This is a genomic window from Pseudomonas sp. NPDC087817, assembly GCF_044742875.1.
Taxonomy (GTDB): Bacteria; Pseudomonadota; Gammaproteobacteria; order Pseudomonadales; family Pseudomonadaceae; genus Aquipseudomonas.
The window spans coordinates 31,152-52,038 of sequence record NZ_JBIUVJ010000012.1; the positions used below are offsets into that span (position 1 = coordinate 31,152).

Below are 20,887 nucleotides of genomic sequence, written 5' to 3' on the forward strand. Positions count from 1 at the left end.
TCCTCCATGCGTCATTTTTTTCTTTTGTTTGCTCTGCTGATCTCGGGCCTGGCCCAGGCGGGAAGTAATCCTTTCGAAACGAAACCGGAATTCTTGCCGGTCGATAAGGCGTTCGTCCTCACCTCTGAACGTCTGGAGTCCGGTGAGAATCAGCTGTTCTGGCAGATTGCCGACGGCTATTACCTGTATCAGAAACGCCTGAAATTCGATGGACTGGCCGCTGAGCAGCAGCCAGCCTTGCCCGAAGGCGAATCCCACAGCGACGAGTTTTTCGGCGAACAACCGGTCTATCGCCAAGGCCTGGAAGTGAAAATCCCGGCGGCGGCCACCGGTCAGATCAAAGTCAGTTATCAAGGCTGCGCCGATGCTGGCCTGTGTTATCCGCCGCAAACCCGGGTGATTGACCTGGGCGGTAAAGCGACCCCGGCTGCCGGCGCCGAAGCACCGGATCAAGCGCTGGCCAGCAGCCTGCAGCAACGGGCGCTGGGCTGGAGCCTGCTGGTGTTTTTCGGCCTCGGCCTGCTGTTGGCCTTCACCCCCTGCACGTTGCCGATGCTGCCGATTCTGGCCGGAATTATTGTGGGGAGTGGCGCGACGCCTCGTCGTGGTTTCGCCTTGGCTGGCAGTTATGTGATCTGTATGGCGCTGGTCTATGCGGCGATGGGCGTGATTGCCGCGCTGCTTGGAGCCAATCTTCAGGCGTGGTTGCAAAATCCGTGGCTGCTGGGCGCCTTCGCGGCCGTGTTCGTGGTGCTGGCGTTGCCGATGTTCGGCTTCTTTGAATTGCAATTGCCGGTGGCGCTGCGAGATCGGCTGGAACATGCCTCGCGCAGTCGCAGCGGCGGCAGCCTGATTGGCGCCGGCGTACTCGGCGCGCTGTCGGGCCTGTTGGTCGGCCCGTGCATGACCGCGCCACTGGCCGGCGCGTTGCTGTACATCGCACAGAGTGGCAACGCCCTGCACGGCGGGTTGATTCTGTTCTCGCTGGGGATCGGCATCGGTGTGCCGTTGTTGTTGCTGGTGACCGTCGGTAATCGCTTCCTGCCAAAACCCGGCGAGTGGATGAACCTGCTCAAAGGCGTGTTCGGTTTCCTCTTCCTCGCCACGGCCTTGCTGATGCTGCGCCCGGTGCTCGATCCATCGTTGTGGCTCGGTCTGTGCGGCGCCCTGCTGTTGATCGCGGCTTATTGCGCCTGGAAACAGTCGGAAGGCTTTAGCCGTGTCGCACAGTTGTTCGGTGCTACGGGATTGCTGCTCGGGTTATGGGGCAGTTTGTTGGTGATCGGTGCGGCGGGCGGCAGCGACGATCCGTATCAGCCGTTGCAGGTTTACAGCGGCGGCCGTGTCGCCAGCACCGCACCCAATGGTCATGACGCGTTCATCACGATCAACGACCCCGCAGCGCTGCAACGCGAACTCGATACCGCCAAGGCACAGGGCCAATGGGTCCTGCTCGATTACTACGCCGACTGGTGCGTGTCGTGCAAAGTCATGGAGAAGCAGGTGTTCGGCAAGGACCAGGTGATGCAGGCGTTGAGCGACGTACGCCTGCTACGCCTGGATGTCACCGCCGACAATGCCGTCAGCCGTGAACTGCTCGGCCGTTACAAAGTGCCGGGGCCACCGAGCTTTGTCTGGATCGGCGCCAACGGCGAGGAACGACGCAGCCAGCGCATTACCGGTGAAGTCGATGCCGAGACGTTTCTGCAACGCTGGACCACCACCCGAGACGCCAACTGATGCTGACATTCACCCTCGGCACCTTTGCCATCGCGCTTAACCACCTGCTGCTGATCAGTGCATTGGCACTGGCGACCTTCGTCGGCTGGCGGGTGGCCAAACGCGGCGGCGATAATCCCGAGTCGGCGCTGTTCAGCCTGTTTCTGCTGGGCATGCTCGCCGCCCGCGTTGCGTTTGTCGCTCTGTACTGGAGCCACTATCGCAATGATCCATGGCAAATCGTTGACCTGCGCGATGGCGGTTTTCTCGCCTGGCCGGGGGTGATTGTCTTGCTGCTCGCCGCCCTGTATCGCGGCTGGCGTCGTCCGGGTTTGCGTCGGCCGTTGGGGTTTGGCGTGGCCAGTGGTGTGGTGTTCTGGTTGCTGGCGACGCTGTCGCTGAACATCTACGAACAAGGCACTCGGCTGCCGAACATCGACCTGCGCAACGCTGCCGGGGAGACGATCAAGCTCAGCGACTATCAGGGCGGCCCGCTGGTGATCAACCTTTGGGCGACCTGGTGCCCACCGTGCCGGCGTGAAATGCCGGTACTGGAAAATGCCCAGCAGCAACGCCCGGACCTGACCTTCCTGTTCGTCAACCAGGCCGAAAGCATGCAGAGCGTGGCGACTTTTCTCGAAACCCAAGGCCTGAGCCTGAACAACGTGTTGTTTGATCGCGGCGGTCGACTGGGCCAGGCCGTGGGTTCCATGGCATTGCCGACTACCCTGTTCTATAACCCTGATGGTCGCCTGTTGGCCAGCCACCTGGGCGAGTTGTCCAACGCGAGCCTGGCCCGCGCCCTGGAAAACTTCGACGTCCCGAATCCTGATTCGACTGCCGTACCGGCCACCTCTGCAAGGAAACTGCCATGCCCCGCCTCCGCCACCTGCTGACGCTGACCCTGGGCACTGCCCTGCTGCAACTGCCGTCGGTTCAGGCCGCCGAAGAACTGCCCGCTGCGATCAAGCAGATCGAAGCCAAGGGCGCAAAAATCGTCGGCCAGTTCGACGCACCGGATGGTTTGCGCGGTTATGCCGCGCAATACCAGAACCGCGGCATGGCGCTGTACCTGACCCCGGACGGTAAACACGTGCTACTGGGCAATCTGTACGATGCCGACGGCAAAGACTTGAGCAGCGAGCCGTTGCAAAAACTGGTCTACGCACCGCTGGCCAAGGAAGTCTGGGCCAAGTTCGAGGCGAGCAACTGGATTCAGGACGGCAATAAGGATGCGCCACGCACCGTGTATCTGTTCAGCGATCCGAACTGTCCGTATTGCAACATGTTCTGGGAACAGGCCCGCCCTTGGGTCAAATCCGGCAAGGTGCAGTTGCGGCACATCATGGTGGGCATCATCCGCGAAGACAGCCCGGGCAAATCCGCCGCACTGCTGGCGGCCAAGGATCCGAGCAAAGCCCTGGAAGATCACGAAAAGGCCGGCAAGGGCAGTTCGCTCAAAGCCTTGAAGGACATTCCAGCAGCGGTGCAGAGCAAACTGGCGGTAAACATGCAGTTGATGGAAGACCTGGAATTGCAGGCGACGCCGGCAATTTTCTACATGGATGACAAGGGTGAACTGCAACAACAGCAAGGCGCGCCTTCGCCGGACAAGTTGGCGAAGATTCTCGGGCCTAAGTAAAGATCACGGGCTCCTGCACCGGGTGCGGGAGCCATTACCACTCGCATCGGCCGACGATGTCATCCAGATTGTCTGCCGTCCCCTGTTCCTTCAAGAATGACGTGACCTCGGCGACCCACTGCTGATCTGACGCAATGCCAGCCCAAGCGTGGGTGCCCGCGCGATGGTAGGGGCGATCGTCAAACGTGTTGATCAGTGCCTGATTCAATGTTCGTACATCAAAGTCCGGATTTTTCGCGTTCTGCATCATCAGTGAGCTGAACACCCGCTGTTGCGTCTCTTCGCACAATTTGACCTGCCGAGCGTCAGTGGAGCTCACGACAATAAAAGTGGGTTGGACATCCTCATCGAGCGCTGCCTGCAACCGATAGTGCCCATCGATAATCACGTATGAGCACAACCCTCCCACGTACCACAGCAATACCGGCGGCAAACTGCCCTCTCTCGCTTTCTTACGCCACCACTTGAGACGACCTGCCAGCGGGTCCACCGCATGCACGCCGATAATATGGCCCAGATCCCAATCGAGCCAATGCACGGTTTGCGCTTGCACGTTATCGAGAATGCCCTCACCACGTGCGTACCAGTTCGGCAAATGACTGGATGCATCAGGTAGTGTGGAGAAATACCAGCCACTTGAGCCATCGCCGGATTTACTGCGCCCGGCATGGGGCAACATTGGTCGCGCCACCCAATGGCCGGGGTAGAGAAAATCGGCCTGATTCTCCATCAGCTTGTTAATGAAGTAGCGACACCAGCCGCGTATGCGCTGGTCGGGAGGTAACTCAAAGTGTTCCTGAACGTCAGCCGAGCCAATAGCGGGGACGGATGGCGAATCCGCTTGAATGGGCTGAGGGTTGCGCACCAACCACGCGCCGTAATACGAAGTGGCGATAGTGCCCCAGAACAACGGGACGTCATTGAGCATCAACTTCATTCGAGCATTGTTGCCACTGAGCAAATGCAGTGGCGGTTTGCTCGACTTCGAGCGTTTGACCTCAACGCTCAGCCCGACCCAGTTTTCCTCAAGATCCTTGAGATCCCGCCAGTAAAATTGCTTCACAGCAGATCCTTTACGAACATCATTGCGGGCAAAGCCCCACAAGTTTTCATCGTCGCTCACAAGTCCGCTGCAGGAGCTGTCGAGTGAAACGAGGCTGCGATTTTTTGATTTTTAATCGTAAAAAGCAAGATCAAGAGATCGCAGCGTGCCGCAGTGCCTGAAGAGTTTATTGATTGCGGTCCGCCAAAAACTTCAGCAATACCTCATTCACAAACTGCGGATTCTCCAGATTGGAGATATGCCCCGCCTCCGGCACCAATGCCCACGGACAGCCAATCAACTCCGCCATTTCCTGTGTCTCCGACGGTGGTCGTGGTTTGTCCTGATCCCCGCACAGCACCAGCGTGGTGGCCGCATTCAGCTCGCCCAGACGCGACAACAGATCATCACGGCCAAACGTGATGCGCCCCATCGGCACGATGCTTTGACGCAGTCGATCGGCGGAATAACCCGCCAGTTTTGCGCGGAAGTCCTGATAAAGCGCCGACTGTGGATCAATGCCCGGGCGGAAGAAAATCGGCACGACAATGTCGAGCAACTGCTCGCTGATCTCACCGCTTTCTTCGATTTGCTTGAACAGCGAGAAGTAATACTGACGCGTGGGTTCGGGCTCTACGCCGACATAGGTGTCCATCAACACCAGACCGTTGACCCGCTGTGGAGCCGAGAGTGCCAGACGCACGCCCCACATGCCGCCGACCGACAGACCGACCAGAGTGACCTGGTCGATCTCCAGATGATCGAGCAACGCCTCGGCCTGCCGGGCGATGTCATTCAGCGATGTCGTGCCATCCGGCAAGCGTGCGGACTCGCCATGACCCCAGAGATCCAGCGCAATCACCCGGTAGTGCGGTGACAGCGCAGCGATTTGCGGCGCCCACATGGCCTGATCCCACAGATAACTACCGGCCAGCAGCACGGCCGGGCCGGTGCCTTGATCAATGTAATGAAGCGCTTGTCCGTCCACCGTGAAGAAAGGCATCGACCACCCCCGAGACAAAAAAGAGAACCGGCAGACTGAGCTGCCGGTTCTGGATCGTCAACCTTGGAAATGTACGTGAATGTACCGGTTGAATTGTGTTGGACGCACTGACGCCATCGCTGGCAAGCCAGCTCCCACAGGTTCAGCGGTAAACAAAAAATTTGTGCACACACTCAATCCCTGTGAGAGCTGGCTTGCCAGCGATGAGGCCGGAAAAGACCCTGGAGATTACAAGCCCTCCAGCTCCGCCATCAGGTCATTCAAGCGATCTACCTCCCACAGGTTCAGCGGTAAACAAAAAATTTGTGCACACACTCAATCCCTGTGGGAGCTGGCTTGCCAGCGATGAGGCCGAAAAAGACCCTGGAGATTACAAGCCCTCCAGCTCCGCCATCAGGTCATTCAAGCGATCTACCTTCTCCTCGGTGATATCACTGGCCGCCAGTCCATCGATGTACTCGGCCAGTTCTTCCACCGTGTTGCACTCGAACATCGCTCGCAGCGGCACGTCGCGTTGCAGGGTTTTCTGCACCCGCGAGGCAATCTGTGTGGCCAGCAGCGAATGTCCGCCCAGTTCGAAGAAGTTGTCGCGCACACCGACTTTCTCGACTTTCAGCACCTCGGCCCAGATACCCGCCAGGGTCTGCTCCAGATCGTTGCGCGGAGCCAGGTAATCCTGGCTCTGCAACTGACCGATCTCCAGTGCCGGCAAGGCCTTGCGGTCCAGTTTGCCGTTGGCGTTATGCGGCAACTGATCCATCCACAGCCAGTGCAGCGGCACCATGTATTCCGGCAATTCGCTGCGCAGGCGCTGCTTGATCCGTTCCAGCCGTTCACCTGGATTCAATGCCGAATCAGCGGCGACCAGATAACCCACCAGGTGCTTGCCGTTGGCGCCCTCCTGAACACCGACCGCGGCATCACGGACTTCCGCTTGCTCGTGCAGGCGCGCCTCGATTTCACCCAGTTCGATCCGGTAACCGCGAATCTTCACCTGATGGTCGACCCGACCGACGTATTCCAGCACGCCATCGCTACGGCGACGCGCCAGGTCACCAGTGCGATAGAGACGCTCGCCCGGCGCACCGAACGGGTTCGGCACAAACACCGGCGCCGTGCGCAACGGATCGCTGACATAACCGCGACCGACACCGGTACCGGCCACACACAACTCACCCACGGCCCCCAACGGCACCAGTTCCAGCGCGCCATCGAGCAAGTACAGCAAGTTGTTGTCGGTCGGCGTACCGATCGGCAGATAGCTGCCGCGCGTCGAGGCCATGTCGACACGGTAGAACGCTACGTCATCCGAACATTCCGCCGGGCCGTAAGCGTTGACCAGACCGATGTCCGGGTAACGCAGCAACCATTGGTGCGCCAGTTCCGGCGGCATCGCTTCACCGGTCGGCAGCATCCAGCGCAGACCGTCGAGGCTCAGGCGATCCGAGGCCAGCATGCCTTGAATCAGCGACGGCACGCTTTCCAGCACCGTGATGCCTTGGGTCTGCACATGCACCAGCAGACCTTGCGGATCGTGGGCGATAGTGTTCGGCACGATGTCGACCCGCGCACCAAACAGCGGCGCGGCGAGGAACTGCCAGACCGAAATGTCGAAGCTTTGCGACGCGGTCTGCGCGATCACATCGGCGTCCGTCAGATTCAGGTACGGCACTTTGCTCAACTGGTTATTGAGCATGCCGCGCTGCTCGACCATCACGCCTTTCGGCAGGCCGGTCGAGCCCGATGTGTAAATCACATAGGCGAGGTTGTCCGGGCCGCTGCATATGCCCGGATTTTCCATCGAGATCGCCTGCGCTTGAACCTCTTCCCACACCAGCAAGCGTGGCCGATTGGCACAGCTGAACTCATCGAGCAACGCCTGCGCCTGGTCACGGCACGCCTCGCTGCACACCAGCACCGGCGTGCGACTCAGCTCGATGATGCGTTGCAGACGCTGACTCGGCAGCCCCGGATCGAGCGGCAAGTAACCGGCGCCAGCCTTGAAGCTGCCGATGATCATGCCCAGCAGGTCGAGGTTACGCTCGGCCAGCAACGCCACCGGTTGATCCATCTCCACCCCGGCCGCGACCAGTGCATGGCCGAGACGGTTGGCGTTGTGGTTAAGCTCGGCGTAGCTCAAACGCTGATCGAGACAACTGGCCGCGATGCGTTGCGGATGCGCTGCAACCTGTGCTTCGAACAGCGCAACGTAGCTCTGCTCCAGCGGATAATCATGGGCGCTCTGGTTGCAACCGTGCAGCAGGAAGTCCTGTTCCTCGCTGCCCAGCAACGGCAGGTCAGCCATGTCGCCATGGAAACCATCGACCAGCGCCAGCAGCAGGCGCTTGAACTCGCCGAGCATGCGCTCGATGGTCGATTCGTCGAAATAACGCTGGTCATACGACAGATGCAGACCGAGGTCATCGCCGGGGTAGCACACCGCCGTCAGTGGGAAGTTGGTATGCGTACGGCCCGAATCCGAGGTGGCGTTAAGGCTTTGCGCACGGTCCAGTACCGAGACTTCCACCGGGGCGTTTTCGAACACGAACAGGCTGTCGAACAGCGGCTGGCCTTTCGGCAATTCGCTTTGTTCCTGGATGTTCACCAGCGGCAGGTATTCGTACTCGCGCAGTTGCATGTTGCTGTCGAGCAATCCACTGAGCCACTGCCGCACACTGGCGCGCTGATCGTCTGCCGGGATCTGCACCCGCAGCGCAATGCTGTTGATGAACAGGCCGACGGTGCGTTGCATCTCCGGCATTTCCACCGGACGCCCGGCCACGGTCACGCCGAAGAGCACGTCGCGATCACCGCTCAGGCGTCGCAGCACCAAGGCCCACGCCGCTTGGGCGAAGGTGTTGATGGTCAGTTGATGAGCCTGGGCCAGTTCGCGCAGACGGGCGCCGTCCTCGACATTGAGTCGGGTGTAACGGTCGCCGACGACCATGCCGCCGCTTTCACCGGCGTGTTCACGCAGGAACGGTCGATCACTCGGAATCGGCGTGGTGCGCTCAAAGCCTTGCAGGTTCTGCTGCCACCACTGACGCGCCTCGGCCAGGCTCTGGCGTTGCAGCCAGCCGATGTAATCGCGGTAACGCGGCGGTACGGCCAATTGAGCTTCGCGATCTTCGCCGAGCGCGGTGTAGATCTCGAAGAAATCGTTCATCAGCAGCGAACGGCACCAGGCATCGATAAGGATGTGGTGGTTGCTCATCATGAACCAGTAGCGCGCCGCGCCGACCTTGATCAGACGCAGGTGGAACGGTGCCTGATTAAGCAGATCGAAACCGGCCTCACGTTCGCTTTTCAGCAATGCTTGCAGTTTCGGTTCCTGCTCGGCTTCGCTGACGTTGCTCCAGTCGAGATACTCGATCGGCGTGCGACCCGGCGTGTGAATCACTTGCAGCATGTCTTCGCCAACGTTCCAGCAGAACGAGGCACGCAGTGCTTCATGACGGGCGACCACCGCTTGCCACGCCTGAGCGAAACGCTCGGGGTCGAGTTCGCTGTTGATGCGGTAGCGATCCTGCATGTAGTACAAGCCGGTGCCCGGTTCGAGCAAGGTGTGCAGCAGCATGCCTTCTTGCATCGGTGTCAGCGGATAGACGTCCTCGATGTGCGCGGCGGGCACCGGCAAGGCATCGAGTTGCGCCTGAGTCAGTTTCGCCAGCGGGAAGTCCGACGGCGTCAGACCGCCGGCTGTGTCTTGCAGGCAATGCTCGATCAGACTCTGCAATTCGCCGAGGTAGGCGTCGGCCAGATCATTGATGGTCTGCGTGTCATAACGCTCGGCGCTGAAGGTCCAGCGCAGCAGCAGCTCACCGCCGTAAACCTGACTGTCGACACTCAATTCGTTTGGCAGTGGCGCTTGCGGACCGTGTGCCGCGCCGACCGGTTCGTCGAGCGGACGGAACAGCGCATCACTGCCGAAGCTCTGGTCGAACTGGCCAAGGTAGTTGAAGGTGATCGGCGCATGCGGCAGCACAGCCATGCTGTGTCGGCTGAGGTCATCAGCCAGATAACGCAGCACGCCGTAGCCCAGACCTTTGTGCGGCACCGCGCGCAGTTGCTCCTTGATCGCCTTGATCGAAGCGCCCTGCCCGGCGGCTTCTTCGATGTTGTGCGGGGTCAGGCGCAGTGGATAAGCGCTGGTGAACCAGCCGACAGTGCGGGTCAGGTCGATCTCGTCGAACAGGGTTTCGCGGCCGTGACCTTCCAGTTGAATCAGCGCCGATGGCTGGCCGCTCCAGCGGCACAACACGCGGGCCAGCGCCGTCAGCAGCAGATCGTTGACCTGGGTGCGATAAGCGCTCGGCGCCTGTTGCAGCAGTTGTCGGGTGCGCTCGGCATCGAGGCGCACGCTGACGGTTTGCGCGTGACGGTTCTGCTGGCCGCCCTGCGAATTTGCGCAAGGCAGATCAGCGTTGGGACCGGCCAGTTGCGTCTGCCACCAGCTCAGCTCTTCACGCAGGGATTCGCTGCCGGCGTATGCCTGCAAACGCGCCGCCCAGTCCTTGAAGGCACTGGTTTTCGCCGGCAGTTTCACCGATTGTTCGGCGTCGAGCTGGCGATACACCGTTTGCAAATCATCGAGCAAGACCCGCCACGACACACCGTCGACCACCAAGTGGTGGATGGCGATGAACAGACGTTGTTGAGCTTCAGGACCATCGACCAGCAAGGCACGCAGCAGCGGGCCGTTTTCCAGATCGAGACTGCGTTGGGCATCGGCAAACAGCGCCTCGCACTTGTCCATCGAGGTCACGCGCACTTGCCACAACACGGGCGCATCGGACAGCGGTTGATGCGTCGCTTGCCATGCTCCGCCGACCTCGCTGAAGCGCAGACGCAAGGCGTCGTGCTGTTCAATCACGGCCAGCAGCGCTTGCTCCAGACGATGCGGCTCCAGCGCCACGGTCGGCTCCAGCAACAACGCCTGATTCCAGTGCTGGCGCTCAGGGATATCAGTGTCGAAGAACCAGTGCTGGATCGGCGTCAGACGCGACTCACCCGCAACCAGCCCTTGCTCGGCCGTTACTTGTTCGCTGCGGCTCGCCACCGCCGCCAGGGTCTGCACCGTCTGATGCTGGAACAGGTCACGCGGGCTGAAATGAATGCCCTGCTGCCGCGCCCGGCTGACCACTTGAATCGACAGAATCGAATCGCCACCGAGTTCGAAGAAATTGTCGTTGAGGCCGACCTGCTCGACGTTGAGCACTTCGCACCAGATCTGTGCCAGGGTCTGCTCCAGCTCGTTGCTCGGTGCCACGTAATCCTGACGATTGAGCTCCGGATCCGGCGCCGGCAAGGCGCGGCGGTCGAGTTTGCCGTTGGCGGTCAGCGGCATGCTCGCCAGCAGGATCAGGTGCGTCGGCACCATATAGTCCGGCAGTTGGCTCTTGAGATGCGACTTCAGCGTTTCGCGCAGTTCGGCTTGTCTGGCTTCGTCGTGTTCGGCGATCTCGGTGACGAGGTAGCCAACCAATTGCTTGCCGCTCGGCGCATCCAGCGCCAACACCACGGCTTCGCGAATTGAATCGTGATCGAGCAGGCGGGTTTCAATTTCGCCCAACTCGATACGGAAACCCCGGATTTTCACCTGATGGTCGATCCGCCCCAGGTATTCCACCAAACCATCGGCACGCTGGCGCACCAGGTCGCCGGTGCGGTACATGCGCCCGCCATCGGTGGCGAACGGGTCAGCGACAAAACGCTCGGCCGTGATGCCCGGACGGTCGTGGTAGGCCTGCGCCAGACCGGCGCCGCCAACGAACAATTCACCGGTCGCACCTTGCGGGACCAGCGCCAGGTCGGCGTCGAGAATGTACGCCACCCGGTCGCCGATCACGCTGCCGATCGGCACGCTGCCGACGCCCTCCTCCAGCACGTCCGGGGCCAGACTGGCCAGCGGCATGACCACGGTTTCGGTCGGGCCGTAGGCGTTGAAGAACAGGCTTGGCTTGAAGGCTGCACGAATCCGATGCAGATGTTCGCCGGTCAGCGCTTCGCCGCCGGTGATGATCATCCGCACTGGCAGGATTTCGTTTTGCGTCGCGAGGAACTGCGCCAACTGGCTGCCGTAGCTCGGGGTGAAGCCGAGGACGTTGATTTTATGCCTACGGATCAAACCGCAGATTTCTTCCGCGTCCCACTGCCCTTGCGCACGCAGCACAACCTGCGCACCGCTGAGCAAAGGCACCAACAGACGTTCTGTCGCGGCATCGAAGTTGATCGAATAGAAGTGCAGTTCGCAGTCGTCCGGGCGCATGCCGAAACGCTCGATCACGGCTTGGCAGTGCATGGCAATTTCGCCGTGGGAGACCACCACGCCTTTCGGTTTGCCAGTCGATCCCGAGGTGTAAATCAGGTAGGCCTGATGCTGCGGCAGGCTGATAAACGGCAGCTCAGTGGCTGGGTGATCGGCCAGTGTCGCGCTGTCATCCTCCAGGCACCAGCGCGCCACGCTTGCCGGCAAGTCTCCAAGCGCTTTGAACATTGCGCGATCACTGAGCAGCAGACCGATGCGGCTGTCTTCGATCATGTAATGCAGACGGTCGAGCGGATATTCCGGGTCCAGCGGCACATAGGCGCCACCGGCCTTGAGAATCGCCAACAGGCCGATAACCATTTCCAGCGAACGCTCCAGCGCCAGTCCGACCCGCACTTGCGGGCCGACGCCACGCTGACGCAGAGCCCAGGCCAGACGATTGGCGCGGGCGTCGAGTTCGGCGTAGCTCAGGGTATGGCCAGCGAAGGTCAGGGCCGGCGCATCTTTGCGCACCAGCGCCTGCTCGGCGAACAGGTGATGAATACACTGATCGAGACGATGCTCGCCCGGCTCAACGCCGAGACTGTCGAGCAGTTGTTGTTGCTCTGGCGCATCGAGCAGCGGCAGTTCGCTGAGGCGCTGCTGCGGATTGGCGAGCAGCGCTTCCAGCAGATTGCGCCAATGTCTGGCCATGCGGGCGATGGTCAGTTCGTCGAACAGATCAGTGCTGTACGTCAGGCAGCAGCCGAGGCGATGGTCGAGGTCGGTGACTTCCAGGTTGAGGTCGAACTTGGTCGCCCGCGCATCGTTGGCCAAGTACTCGACAGTCATGCCGGCGAGCATGCGGCTCTGCTGGAACTCCCAGCGCTGCACGTTGCACATCACTTGGAACAACGGGTTGTACGCGGCACTGCGCGGTGGCTGCAAGGCTTCAACCAGATGATCGAACGGCAGATCCTGGTGAGACTGGCCTTCGATAACCGTGTGACGTACCTGCTCGAACAATTCACCAACCGACATCATCCCGTCGAGCTGGCAACGCAGCACCTGGGTATTGAGGAACGCACCGATCAGCCCTTCACTTTCCGGACGGATCCGGTTGGCTACTGGCGCGCCGATGCGCAGATCGGTCTGGCCACTGTAGCGGTAAAGCAAGGTCGCGAGCGCGGCGGTCATGGTCATGAACAGGGTCAGACCGTTTTGCGCGTTGAACGCACGAACGCGTGCGGCGAGATCGTCGCTCAGGTCGAAACGGAACAGCTCACCCTGATGGCTCTGCACCGGCGGACGCGGACGGTCGCCCGGCAATTCCAGCAACGGATGTTCGCGACCGAGTTGCGCGGTCCAGTAGTCGAGTTGACGTTGACGCTCGCCGGATTCCAGCCAGTTGCGCTGCCAGACGCTGTAGTCGAGGTACTGCACCGGCAACGGTTCCAGCGGCGAATCGCGGTCGTCGACAAAGGCTTCATAGAGCGCGCTGAGTTCACGGGCGAAGATGTCCATCGCCCAGCCTTCGGTGACGATGTGATGCAGGGTCAGGACAAAGTAATGCTCATGCTCGGCAGTCTTGACCAGACAGGCGCGCAGCAGCGGACCGGTTTCCAGATCGAATGGCAGGTGCGCTTCTGCATCGGCCAGTTGCTGGACGTTTTGCTCACGCTGATCGGCCGGCAGTTTCGAGAAATCCTTCCAGTCCATGCGCACACCAGTCTCGGCATGCACCTGCTGACGGGCAACGCCGTCGACGCTCGGGAACGTGGTGCGCAGGGTTTCGTGACGCAGGATCAGCGCTTGCAGCGCCGCCTCGAAACGCTCGACATGCAACACGCCACGCAAGCGCGCCATGCCGCCGACGTTGTACGCCGGGCTGTCCGGTTCCATCTGCCAGAGGAACCACATGCGTTGTTGCGAATAAGACAGCGGCACCGGTTTGCTGCGGTCGACTTTTTCAATCGGTGGCTGCTTGTTGGTTTTTCCGCTGGCCTGGATCAGACGAATCTGTTCAGCGAAATCACCGAGTTCGCTGTGCTCGAACAGGGCGCGCAACGGCAACTCGACATCGCAGGCCTGACGGCTGCGCGAGATGATTTGCGTGGCCAGCAGTGAGTGGCCGCCAAGGGCGAAGAAGTCGTCGCGCAGGCCGACTTGCGCCAGGCCCAGCACTTCGCGCCAGATCGCGGCGATCTGTTGTTCCAGTTCGGTAACCGGTTCGACGTGCTCACGCACTTGCCATTGCGGATCGGGCAAGGCGCGACGGTCGAGTTTGCCGCTGGGGCTGAGCGGCATTTTGTCGAGACGCAACAGCTGCGCCGGGACCATATATTCCGGCAGCTCGGCGGCCAGTGCGGTTTTCAGCCGGGCGATTTGCGCGTCATGATCTTCGCTGGCATCGGTCGCGGTGAAGTAACCGATCAGTTGTGCGCCAGCGGCGGTTTCGCGCACCAGCACCACGGCTTGGGCAACGCCGTCCTGAGCGAGCAGGCGCGCTTCGATTTCTTCCGGTTCTACGCGAAAGCCACGCAGTTTGACCTGCTGATCGAGACGGCCGAGGTATTCGATCACGCCGTCGGCTGTCCAGCGCGCACGGTCACCGGTGCGGTACAGACGCGCGCCCTGCTCGCCCAGTGGATCGACGACGAAACGTTCAGCGGTCAGCGCAGGGCGACCTAGGTAGCCACGAGCAAGGCCGATGCCGCTGATGCACAGTTCACCCGGCACACCGGCCGGAACGGGATTGAGATCGGCATCGAGCACCCGGCAGATCACGTTGCCCAGCGGCCGGCCAATCGGCGAGCGCTCGCCATCGGCGCTGGTGCATTGCCAGTGGGTAACGTTGATCGCGGTTTCGGTCGGGCCGTAGCGGTTGTGCAGTTGCACCGCCGGCAGTTGCGCCAGCACGCGGTTGCGCAGTTCGGCAGGCAACGCTTCGCCGCCGGAGAAAACCCGGCGCAGGCTGGTGCATTCGGCACTCAGTGGCTCGTCGGTAAACAGCGAGAGCAGCGGCGGTACGAAGTGCAGCGTGGTCACGCCGTATTGCTGAACCAGTTGTGCAATGCGATGCGGATCACGGTGCTCACCGGGACCGGCAATCAACAGACGCGCGCCAGTGATCAGCGGCCAGAAGCATTCCCACACCGACACGTCGAAACTGATCGGCGCCTTTTGCATCAGCACATCGGTTTCATCGAGGCGGTAAGCGTTCTGCATCCATTGCAAACGCTCGGCCAGTGCCGCGTGGGTGTTGCCGACGCCTTTCGGCTGGCCGGTGGAGCCGGAGGTGTAAATCACGTAGGCGAGGTTGTCGCCGTGCAGGTGCAAACCCGGCGCCTGGCTTGGCCAGTTTTCCAGGTGCAGCGCGTCCATGGCGATAACGCTGACGCCTTCACTGGCCGGCAAGCACTCAAGCAATTCGGTCTGGGTCAGCAGCAGTTCGACGCCGCTGTCGCTGAGCATGTAGGCCAGGCGATCGGCCGGGTAATCCGGATCGAGCGGCACGTAAGCGCCACCGGCCTTGATGATCGCCAGCAAACCGATCAACAGTTGCGGCGAACGCTCAGCGGCGATGGCCACACAGACATCCGGGCCGACGCCTTTGTCGCGCAGGTAATGCGCGAGACGATTGGCTTGAGCATGCAATTCGGCGAAATCGAGACTGCCACCCGCCCACACCAGCGCGGTGCGCTCCGGGGTCTGGCGGGCTTGTTCGTTGAGCAGCTCCGGCAGCCATTGCTCAGCTTTCGCGCACGGGGCGACGCTCCAGTCTTTCTGCTGATCGTGCTCGATGGCAGTGAGTATTTGCAGATCGCCGATGGCACGTTGCGGTTGCTCGCAAATATCGCGCAGCAGGTTGCTGAAATGTTCGGCCAGACGCTCGATGGTCGCTCCATCAAAAAGCTCATCGGCGTAGTCGAAGGACAGGGTCAAGCGACCGTTGCGATCCTCCTCGCTGTGCAATTGCAAGTCGAACTTGGCCTCGCGGCTGTGCCACGGCAGTTCTTCGGCGAGCAGACCCGGCAGGCGCTTGAGCGCACTCAGGTCACGTTGCTGGTGGTTGAACATGACCTGGAACAGACCCTGTTCGCGAGCCTGCGGGAACGCTTCGAGCAATTGTTCGAACGGCAGGTCCTGATTGGCCTGGGCGCCAAGTGCGGCTTGACGCGTCTGGGCGAGCAGCTCGACAAAGGGCAGGCGTGCATCGACATCCGCACGCAGCACCTGGGTGTTGATGAAGAAGCCGATCAGGCCCTGGGTTTCCAAGCGCGGACGGTTGGCATTCGGCACGCCGATGCGGATATCGCGCTGACCGCTATAGCGATGCAACAGGCTCTGCAACGCCGAGAGCAACAGCATGAACGGCGTGGCTTGATGCGCCTGCGCGGTGTTGCGGATCGCTTCGCTGAGGCTGACGCTCAGACGTACGCTGTGGCGTGCGGCACTATGATTTTGCTGGGCAGCACGCGGATGATCGGTGGCCAGCTCCAGCGTCGGATGCTCCTCGCCCAACTGCGCTTTCCAGTACGCCAGTTGTCGCTCGCCCTCGCCTTGCGCCAGCCATTGGCGCTGCCAACTGCCGTAGTCGGCGTACTGGGTGGGCAACGCTGCGAGTTCGGCGCGCTGCCCCTGGGAGGCTGCGGCGTACAGGCGCGAGAACTCGTCGATCAATACGTTCAGCGACCAGCCGTCAGCGATGATGTGGTGCATCGTCACCAACAGTTGATGATCTTCGTCGTCGAGGCGAATCAGCGTCACCCACAGCAACGGGCCTTTTTCCAGGTCGAACTGGGTGCGTGCTTCGTCCTCGCGAATCTGCTGGGCGCGGGCTTCACGTTCATGGGCCGGCAGGTCGCTGATGTCGATCAGTTGCAGGTTGAATTCAGCCGCCGCGTCGATCTGTTGCAGGGCCACGCCGTCGCGTTCGACGAAGCGCGTACGCAGGGACTCGTGGCGCTCGATCAGTTGCTGGAAGCTGGCGCGCACGGCGTCTTCGTCCAGTTCGCCACGCAGACGCAGGCCGCCGGGAATGTTGTAGGCGCTGCTCTGCGGGTCGAGTTGCCAAGTGATCCACAAGCGGTTTTGCGCCAGCGATTGCGGCAGCGCTTGCGCGCGCGACAACGCTCTGATGTCACCTTGGGCAGTGCCGCCATCCTGTTGCTGTTGCGCCACCGCAGCGGCAAATGCAGACAGGGTCGGAGCCTCGAACAGCAGGCGCAGACTCAACTCCAGACCGAGTTCTTCACGCACCCGAGCGATCACTTGCGTGGCGGCGATCGAGTTGCCGCCGAGCAGGAAGAAGTGATCGTCGGCGTTGACTTGTTTGACGTTGAGTTGCTCGGCCCAGATCCTCGCAATCAGTGCTTCGAGCTCGGAGGCTTCAAGGGTCGACTCGGTGCTTGTGGCTTCTGCACTCGGGAACACCGCGTAGCTGTCGAGGCTGCCGTCGGCCAGGCGATTGCGGCAGGCCGAACGCTGCAGTTTGCCGCTGGACGTCTTCGGCAACGCGCCCGGGTTGAGCAGCACCACGACGCTCGGTGCTTCCTGATATGCCTCGGCGACTGCCTGACGGATGGCTTTGATCAACGCTTCGGGCGCAAGGATTTTCTGCACGCTGCGGCTGATTTCCGCCGCGATGCCGATGCCCTCTTCGCCGTTTTGAGTGACTGCGAACGCGGCGACGCGACCCTTGCGCACCACTTCCACTTCGTTCTCGACTGTCTTCTCGATGTCCTGCGGATACAGGTTGTGGCCGCGCACGATGAGCATGTCTTTCAGACGGCCAGTGATGAACAGTTCGCCCTCGCGCATGAACCCCAGGTCGCCAGTGCGCAGCCAGGTGCGGCCGGCGTGCTGGACGAAAGTCTTGGCGCTGGCTTCGGGATTGCGCCAGTAACCGAGGGCGATGCTCGGCCCGCTGGCCCAGACTTCGCCGACGGCATTGTCGGCGAGTTCGGCAAGACTGCCGGGCTCGACGATCAGCACCGCGTGATCTGGCTGGCTGATGCCGCAACTCATGATCGGGCTGCCGTCGCCGGGTTCGGCGCGGTTCTGCGCCAGCGCCTGATCGTCCACGCGCAGGGCTGTAATGCCCTTGCCGCGTGGCGTGCCGGCGACGAACAACGTGGCCTCGGCCAAACCGTAGGACGCCATGAAACTGTCTGCGCTGAAGCCACACGCGGCGAATTTTTCGGCGAAACGCTCATTGGTATCGAGACGAATCGGCTCCGAGCCGGAATACGCCACGCGCCAGCGGCTCAGGTCGAGACGCTCCATGGCCGACTCGCTGACCCGTTCGCTGCACAAGCGATAAGCGAAATCCGGCCCGCCACTGATGGTGCCGCCGTATTGGCTGATCGCTTCGAGCCAGCGCAACGGCCGGCCCAGGAAGTACGCCGGCGACATGAGAATGCACGGCACGCCGCTGAAAATCGGTTGCAGCAGGCCGCCGATCAAACCCATGTCGTGGTACAGCGGCAGCCAGCTGACGATCACGTCATCCGGGTTCACATCGATGCCGAAGCCGTGGCGGATCAGCAACTCATTGGCGACCAGATTGCCGTGGCTGACCTGCACGCCTTTGGGCAGCGCGGTGGAGCCGGAGGTGTATTGCAGGAAGGCGATGTGGTCTGCCGGCAGGGTCGGTTCAGCCCAGCGTTCGGCCAGTGCGTCGTCGAGGGTATCGACGCACAACAGCGGCGGCGCGCCTTCGATCTGCTGCAACGCATCGCGCAGGTCGGCGCTGGTCAGCAGCAGGCGCGGTTCGGCGTCGGCGATGATCGACAGCAGACGCTCCTGGTGATGACGGCGCGCCGATTCCGGCGGATAAGCCGGCACCGCAATCACGCCCGCATACAGGCAACCGAAGAATGCCGAGACGTAGTCCGGACCGCTGGGGAACAGTAAAACCGCGCGATCTCCGAATTCGGCTTCGGCCTGCAACGCGGCGGCGATAGTGCGCGCTCGCTGATCCAGTTCGCGATAGCTGAGTACCACAGCCTGTTCTGCGTTCTCGGCAAGAAAACGCAAGGCCAGCCGGTCCGGGGTCAGGGCCGCGCGGCGCTGGAGGGCTTGGACCAGGGTGCTGGGGAGTTCGAACGCGTCGGTCATTTGGTTTCCTGCCTGAATTCGGCTTGCTAGTGGAATCGGGGTGCTGCGTCACGCCCATCCAGGGGCGTGGAGCGCATGCAGGACGCGGTCTACGCCGACCGCGCAAGGCATGGGAATGCTGTCTGGCCGGGGCTCTGCAGCCGGAACCATTCACCAATGAGAACGGATGACGTCTTGAAATAATTAGTCCGCAGGCTGGATCGCCAATGGGGCCGGGGTGCGGCGGCGTGTCGCAGTTCTCACATCGCACCGATTTGACGCATTAGTTCTCTTTCTCAATTGACAATCATTATCATTCAACATAATTTGTCGCTCGATGTGTAGGACGGCCCCGTCCCCCAGGCGTCCCACTAACCTATTGGCAGCAAGGTGATTTCCATGACGGAACAAGTATCCACAAGCAGGTGCGATTCACCGCTACTTCAGGCATTCGTCGACAATCGACTGATTCTGGTCAAGATTGCAGCCCGCATTACCGGCTGCCGGTCACGCGCCGAAGATGTGGTGCAGGATGCGTTTTTCCGACTGCAATCGGCGCCACCGATCACGTCGTCGATCAAGGCTCAATTGAGTTATCTGTTCCAGATCGTGCGCAACCTCGCCATTGATCACTACCGCAAACAGGCGCTGGAACAGAAGTATTCCGGCCCTGAAGAGGAAGGGCTGAACGTGGTCATTCAAGGCGCGTCACCAGAAACCTCGCACATCAACTTCTCGACCCTCGAAAACATCGCTGACGCCCTGACCGAGCTGCCCAGCCGCACTCGCTATGCATTCGAGATGTACCGCCTGCATGGCGTGCCGCAAAAGGACATCGCCAAGGAACTGGGGGTTTCGCCGACGCTGGTCAACTTCATGATTCGCGATGCACTGGTGCACTGCCGCAAGGTGTCGGGCAGTCGTCGGGATGCAGTGGCGGTGGGTCGTCGTTAATCAGAAAAGTTTTGGCGCCCTCATTCGCGAGCAGGCTCGCTCCCACATACGACTGCATTTCTCCTGAAAGAACGCGGTTAAATGTGGGAGCGAGCCTGCTCGCGAAGGCGGCCTCAGGATCACAGAGATCCTGAGGCCTGGTCATCAAGCCAGTTTGCAGCGATCAAAAAACCGCTCGCGCCCCAGAATCATCAGCGCCGCACGCTTGTGCGGGAAATCGAACTCTTTCTCGCAATGGAAGCACTGATTTTGCATGTGGCCGATCATCTTCGCGTTGTCGGCACGCGGTTCGGCGACCACCCGCTGAGTACGCGGATCATCCAGAAACAGGTAATGCACCAGCGCCGACAGCCAGCTCGCCACTTTGTGTGGGCCGCGGTGATCCTCTTCCCCCACCAGCATGTGAATGCCGCGGTCGTAATTGTCCGCGTCGTAAAACGGCGCGATGCGATCTTCCTTGGCCCAATAGGCTTCGAAATAGGCAAATGGCTGATCATCGAAACAGCCGATCAAGGTCAGCGTGTGCGGATCGGCGTCGAGTTTGCTCAGGTATTCGCGATGCTTTTCGAGGCTGCCCTCTTCTTGCCAGAAACTGGCCACTCGCGGGCTGTTCTGCCAGCGATTGAAACGCGGCAGGTCTGCTTCGATTTCGACCGTGCGCAGGGAAATCCACGCCCCCAGCCGCGCATCAAAACGCCGATAGACTTCACCGCGCGGTTTGACCGGGCGCAGCGGATGGCGTTTGCCACTGCTGATGACCATTTGCTGCGGATAGCTGCCGGTCAGCGAAGTACCGAGCCACGGTTGTGGCAATTGCCAGAACAAACCGCGCTCACAGCGGTATTCACCAGCCACTTCAGTGCTCACCAACAAACCGCTGAGCAAGGCTTCGCTCGGCGGCTCGTCGAGTTGCCAGGTCAATTGCCGGCACTCGGGATCGCGCGCAAACAGCCAATAACAGGCCGCCCACAGCGCCTGGACAGGCGGCAGGGCAAACCGCTCATCGATCTGGATCGGCCCTTGGGCCTCGCGATCAAGACGCAGGCGAATCAGCGGTTGCCCGTCCAGGCTCAGGCTCAGACGGCTTTCGGTTGCATCGGCTACCAAGTGGCTGCCCGAAGGCAAGGCCAGGGCAGTCAGGTCATTCAGATTGGACATGGGTCGGGCTCACGATAATCG

General features: G+C 61.2%; 8 protein-coding genes. 4 read left to right on the forward strand and 4 right to left on the reverse strand.

Translation table 11 applies throughout. The features are described 5' to 3' along the window. The first annotated feature begins 6 nt into the window (after positions 1 to 6). The 3 genes from dsbD to dsbG are packed head-to-tail and all read left to right on the forward strand — an operon-like array spanning position 7 to position 3,361. Entirely contained in the window at positions 7 to 1,740 is a 1,734-nt protein-coding gene (dsbD, locus tag ACIONG_RS11995) for a protein-disulfide reductase DsbD (protein WP_401299545.1), read from the forward strand. Further along, positions 1,740 to 2,615, forward strand: a complete 876-nt coding sequence (locus tag ACIONG_RS12000; RefSeq protein ID WP_103304795.1) for a TlpA disulfide reductase family protein — start codon at positions 1,740 to 1,742, stop codon at positions 2,613 to 2,615. Before dsbD ends, ACIONG_RS12000 begins: the two co-directional genes overlap by 1 nt. Continuing rightward, on the forward strand, positions 2,591 to 3,361 hold the full coding sequence (dsbG, locus tag ACIONG_RS12005; protein WP_315445898.1) for a thiol:disulfide interchange protein DsbG: 771 nt from the start codon (positions 2,591 to 2,593) through the stop codon (positions 3,359 to 3,361). Before ACIONG_RS12000 ends, dsbG begins: the two co-directional genes overlap by 25 nt. Positions 3,362 to 3,395: 34 nt before the next feature. On the opposite strand, the gene ACIONG_RS12010 is transcribed toward dsbG, so the two are convergent. The 3 genes from ACIONG_RS12010 to ACIONG_RS12020 form a co-directional block, all read right to left on the reverse strand. Further along, positions 3,396 to 4,484, reverse strand: coding sequence for a hypothetical protein (locus ACIONG_RS12010; protein ID WP_401299550.1), 1,089 nt, complete (start codon positions 4,482 to 4,484; stop codon positions 3,396 to 3,398). 106 nt (positions 4,485 to 4,590) lie between these two features. Then, positions 4,591 to 5,406, reverse strand: a complete 816-nt coding sequence (locus tag ACIONG_RS12015; RefSeq protein WP_103304792.1) for an alpha/beta fold hydrolase — start codon at positions 5,404 to 5,406, stop codon at positions 4,591 to 4,593. A 370-nt stretch (positions 5,407 to 5,776) separates the two neighbouring features. After that, complete coding sequence (locus ACIONG_RS12020) at positions 5,777 to 18,775, reverse strand: non-ribosomal peptide synthetase (RefSeq protein WP_401299554.1); 12,999 nt, start codon at positions 18,773 to 18,775, stop codon at positions 5,777 to 5,779. 378 nt (positions 18,776 to 19,153) lie between these two features. Here ACIONG_RS12020 and ACIONG_RS12025 point away from each other — a divergent pair, with 378 nt between their 5' ends. Continuing rightward, on the forward strand, positions 19,154 to 19,708 hold the full coding sequence (locus ACIONG_RS12025; protein ID WP_064120208.1) for an RNA polymerase factor sigma-70: 555 nt from the start codon (positions 19,154 to 19,156) through the stop codon (positions 19,706 to 19,708). A gap of 144 nt (positions 19,709 to 19,852) precedes the next feature. Here ACIONG_RS12025 and ACIONG_RS12030 read toward each other — a convergent pair whose 3' ends face one another. Continuing rightward, positions 19,853 to 20,866: a GNAT family N-acetyltransferase gene (locus ACIONG_RS12030; protein WP_401299557.1), complete on the reverse strand. Its 1,014-nt coding sequence runs from the start codon at positions 20,864 to 20,866 to the stop codon at positions 19,853 to 19,855. Positions 20,867 to 20,887 lie beyond the last annotated feature (21 nt).

What these genes read in the sequence shown, in the direction of transcription:
- dsbG (WP_315445898.1), top strand. Translation starts at nt 2,591, where the DNA reads ATGCCCCGCCTCCGCCACCTGCTGACGCTGACCCTGGGCACTGCCCTG.
- ACIONG_RS12030 (WP_401299557.1), bottom strand. Translation starts at nt 20,866, where the DNA reads ATGTCCAATCTGAATGACCTGACTGCCCTGGCCTTGCCTTCGGGCAGC.
- ACIONG_RS12020 (WP_401299554.1), bottom strand. Translation starts at nt 18,775, where the DNA reads ATGACCGACGCGTTCGAACTCCCCAGCACCCTGGTCCAAGCCCTCCAG.
- dsbD (WP_401299545.1), top strand. Translation starts at nt 7, where the DNA reads ATGCGTCATTTTTTTCTTTTGTTTGCTCTGCTGATCTCGGGCCTGGCC.
- ACIONG_RS12000 (WP_103304795.1), top strand. Translation starts at nt 1,740, where the DNA reads ATGCTGACATTCACCCTCGGCACCTTTGCCATCGCGCTTAACCACCTG.
- ACIONG_RS12025 (WP_064120208.1), top strand. Translation starts at nt 19,154, where the DNA reads ATGACGGAACAAGTATCCACAAGCAGGTGCGATTCACCGCTACTTCAG.
- ACIONG_RS12015 (WP_103304792.1), bottom strand. Translation starts at nt 5,406, where the DNA reads ATGCCTTTCTTCACGGTGGACGGACAAGCGCTTCATTACATTGATCAA.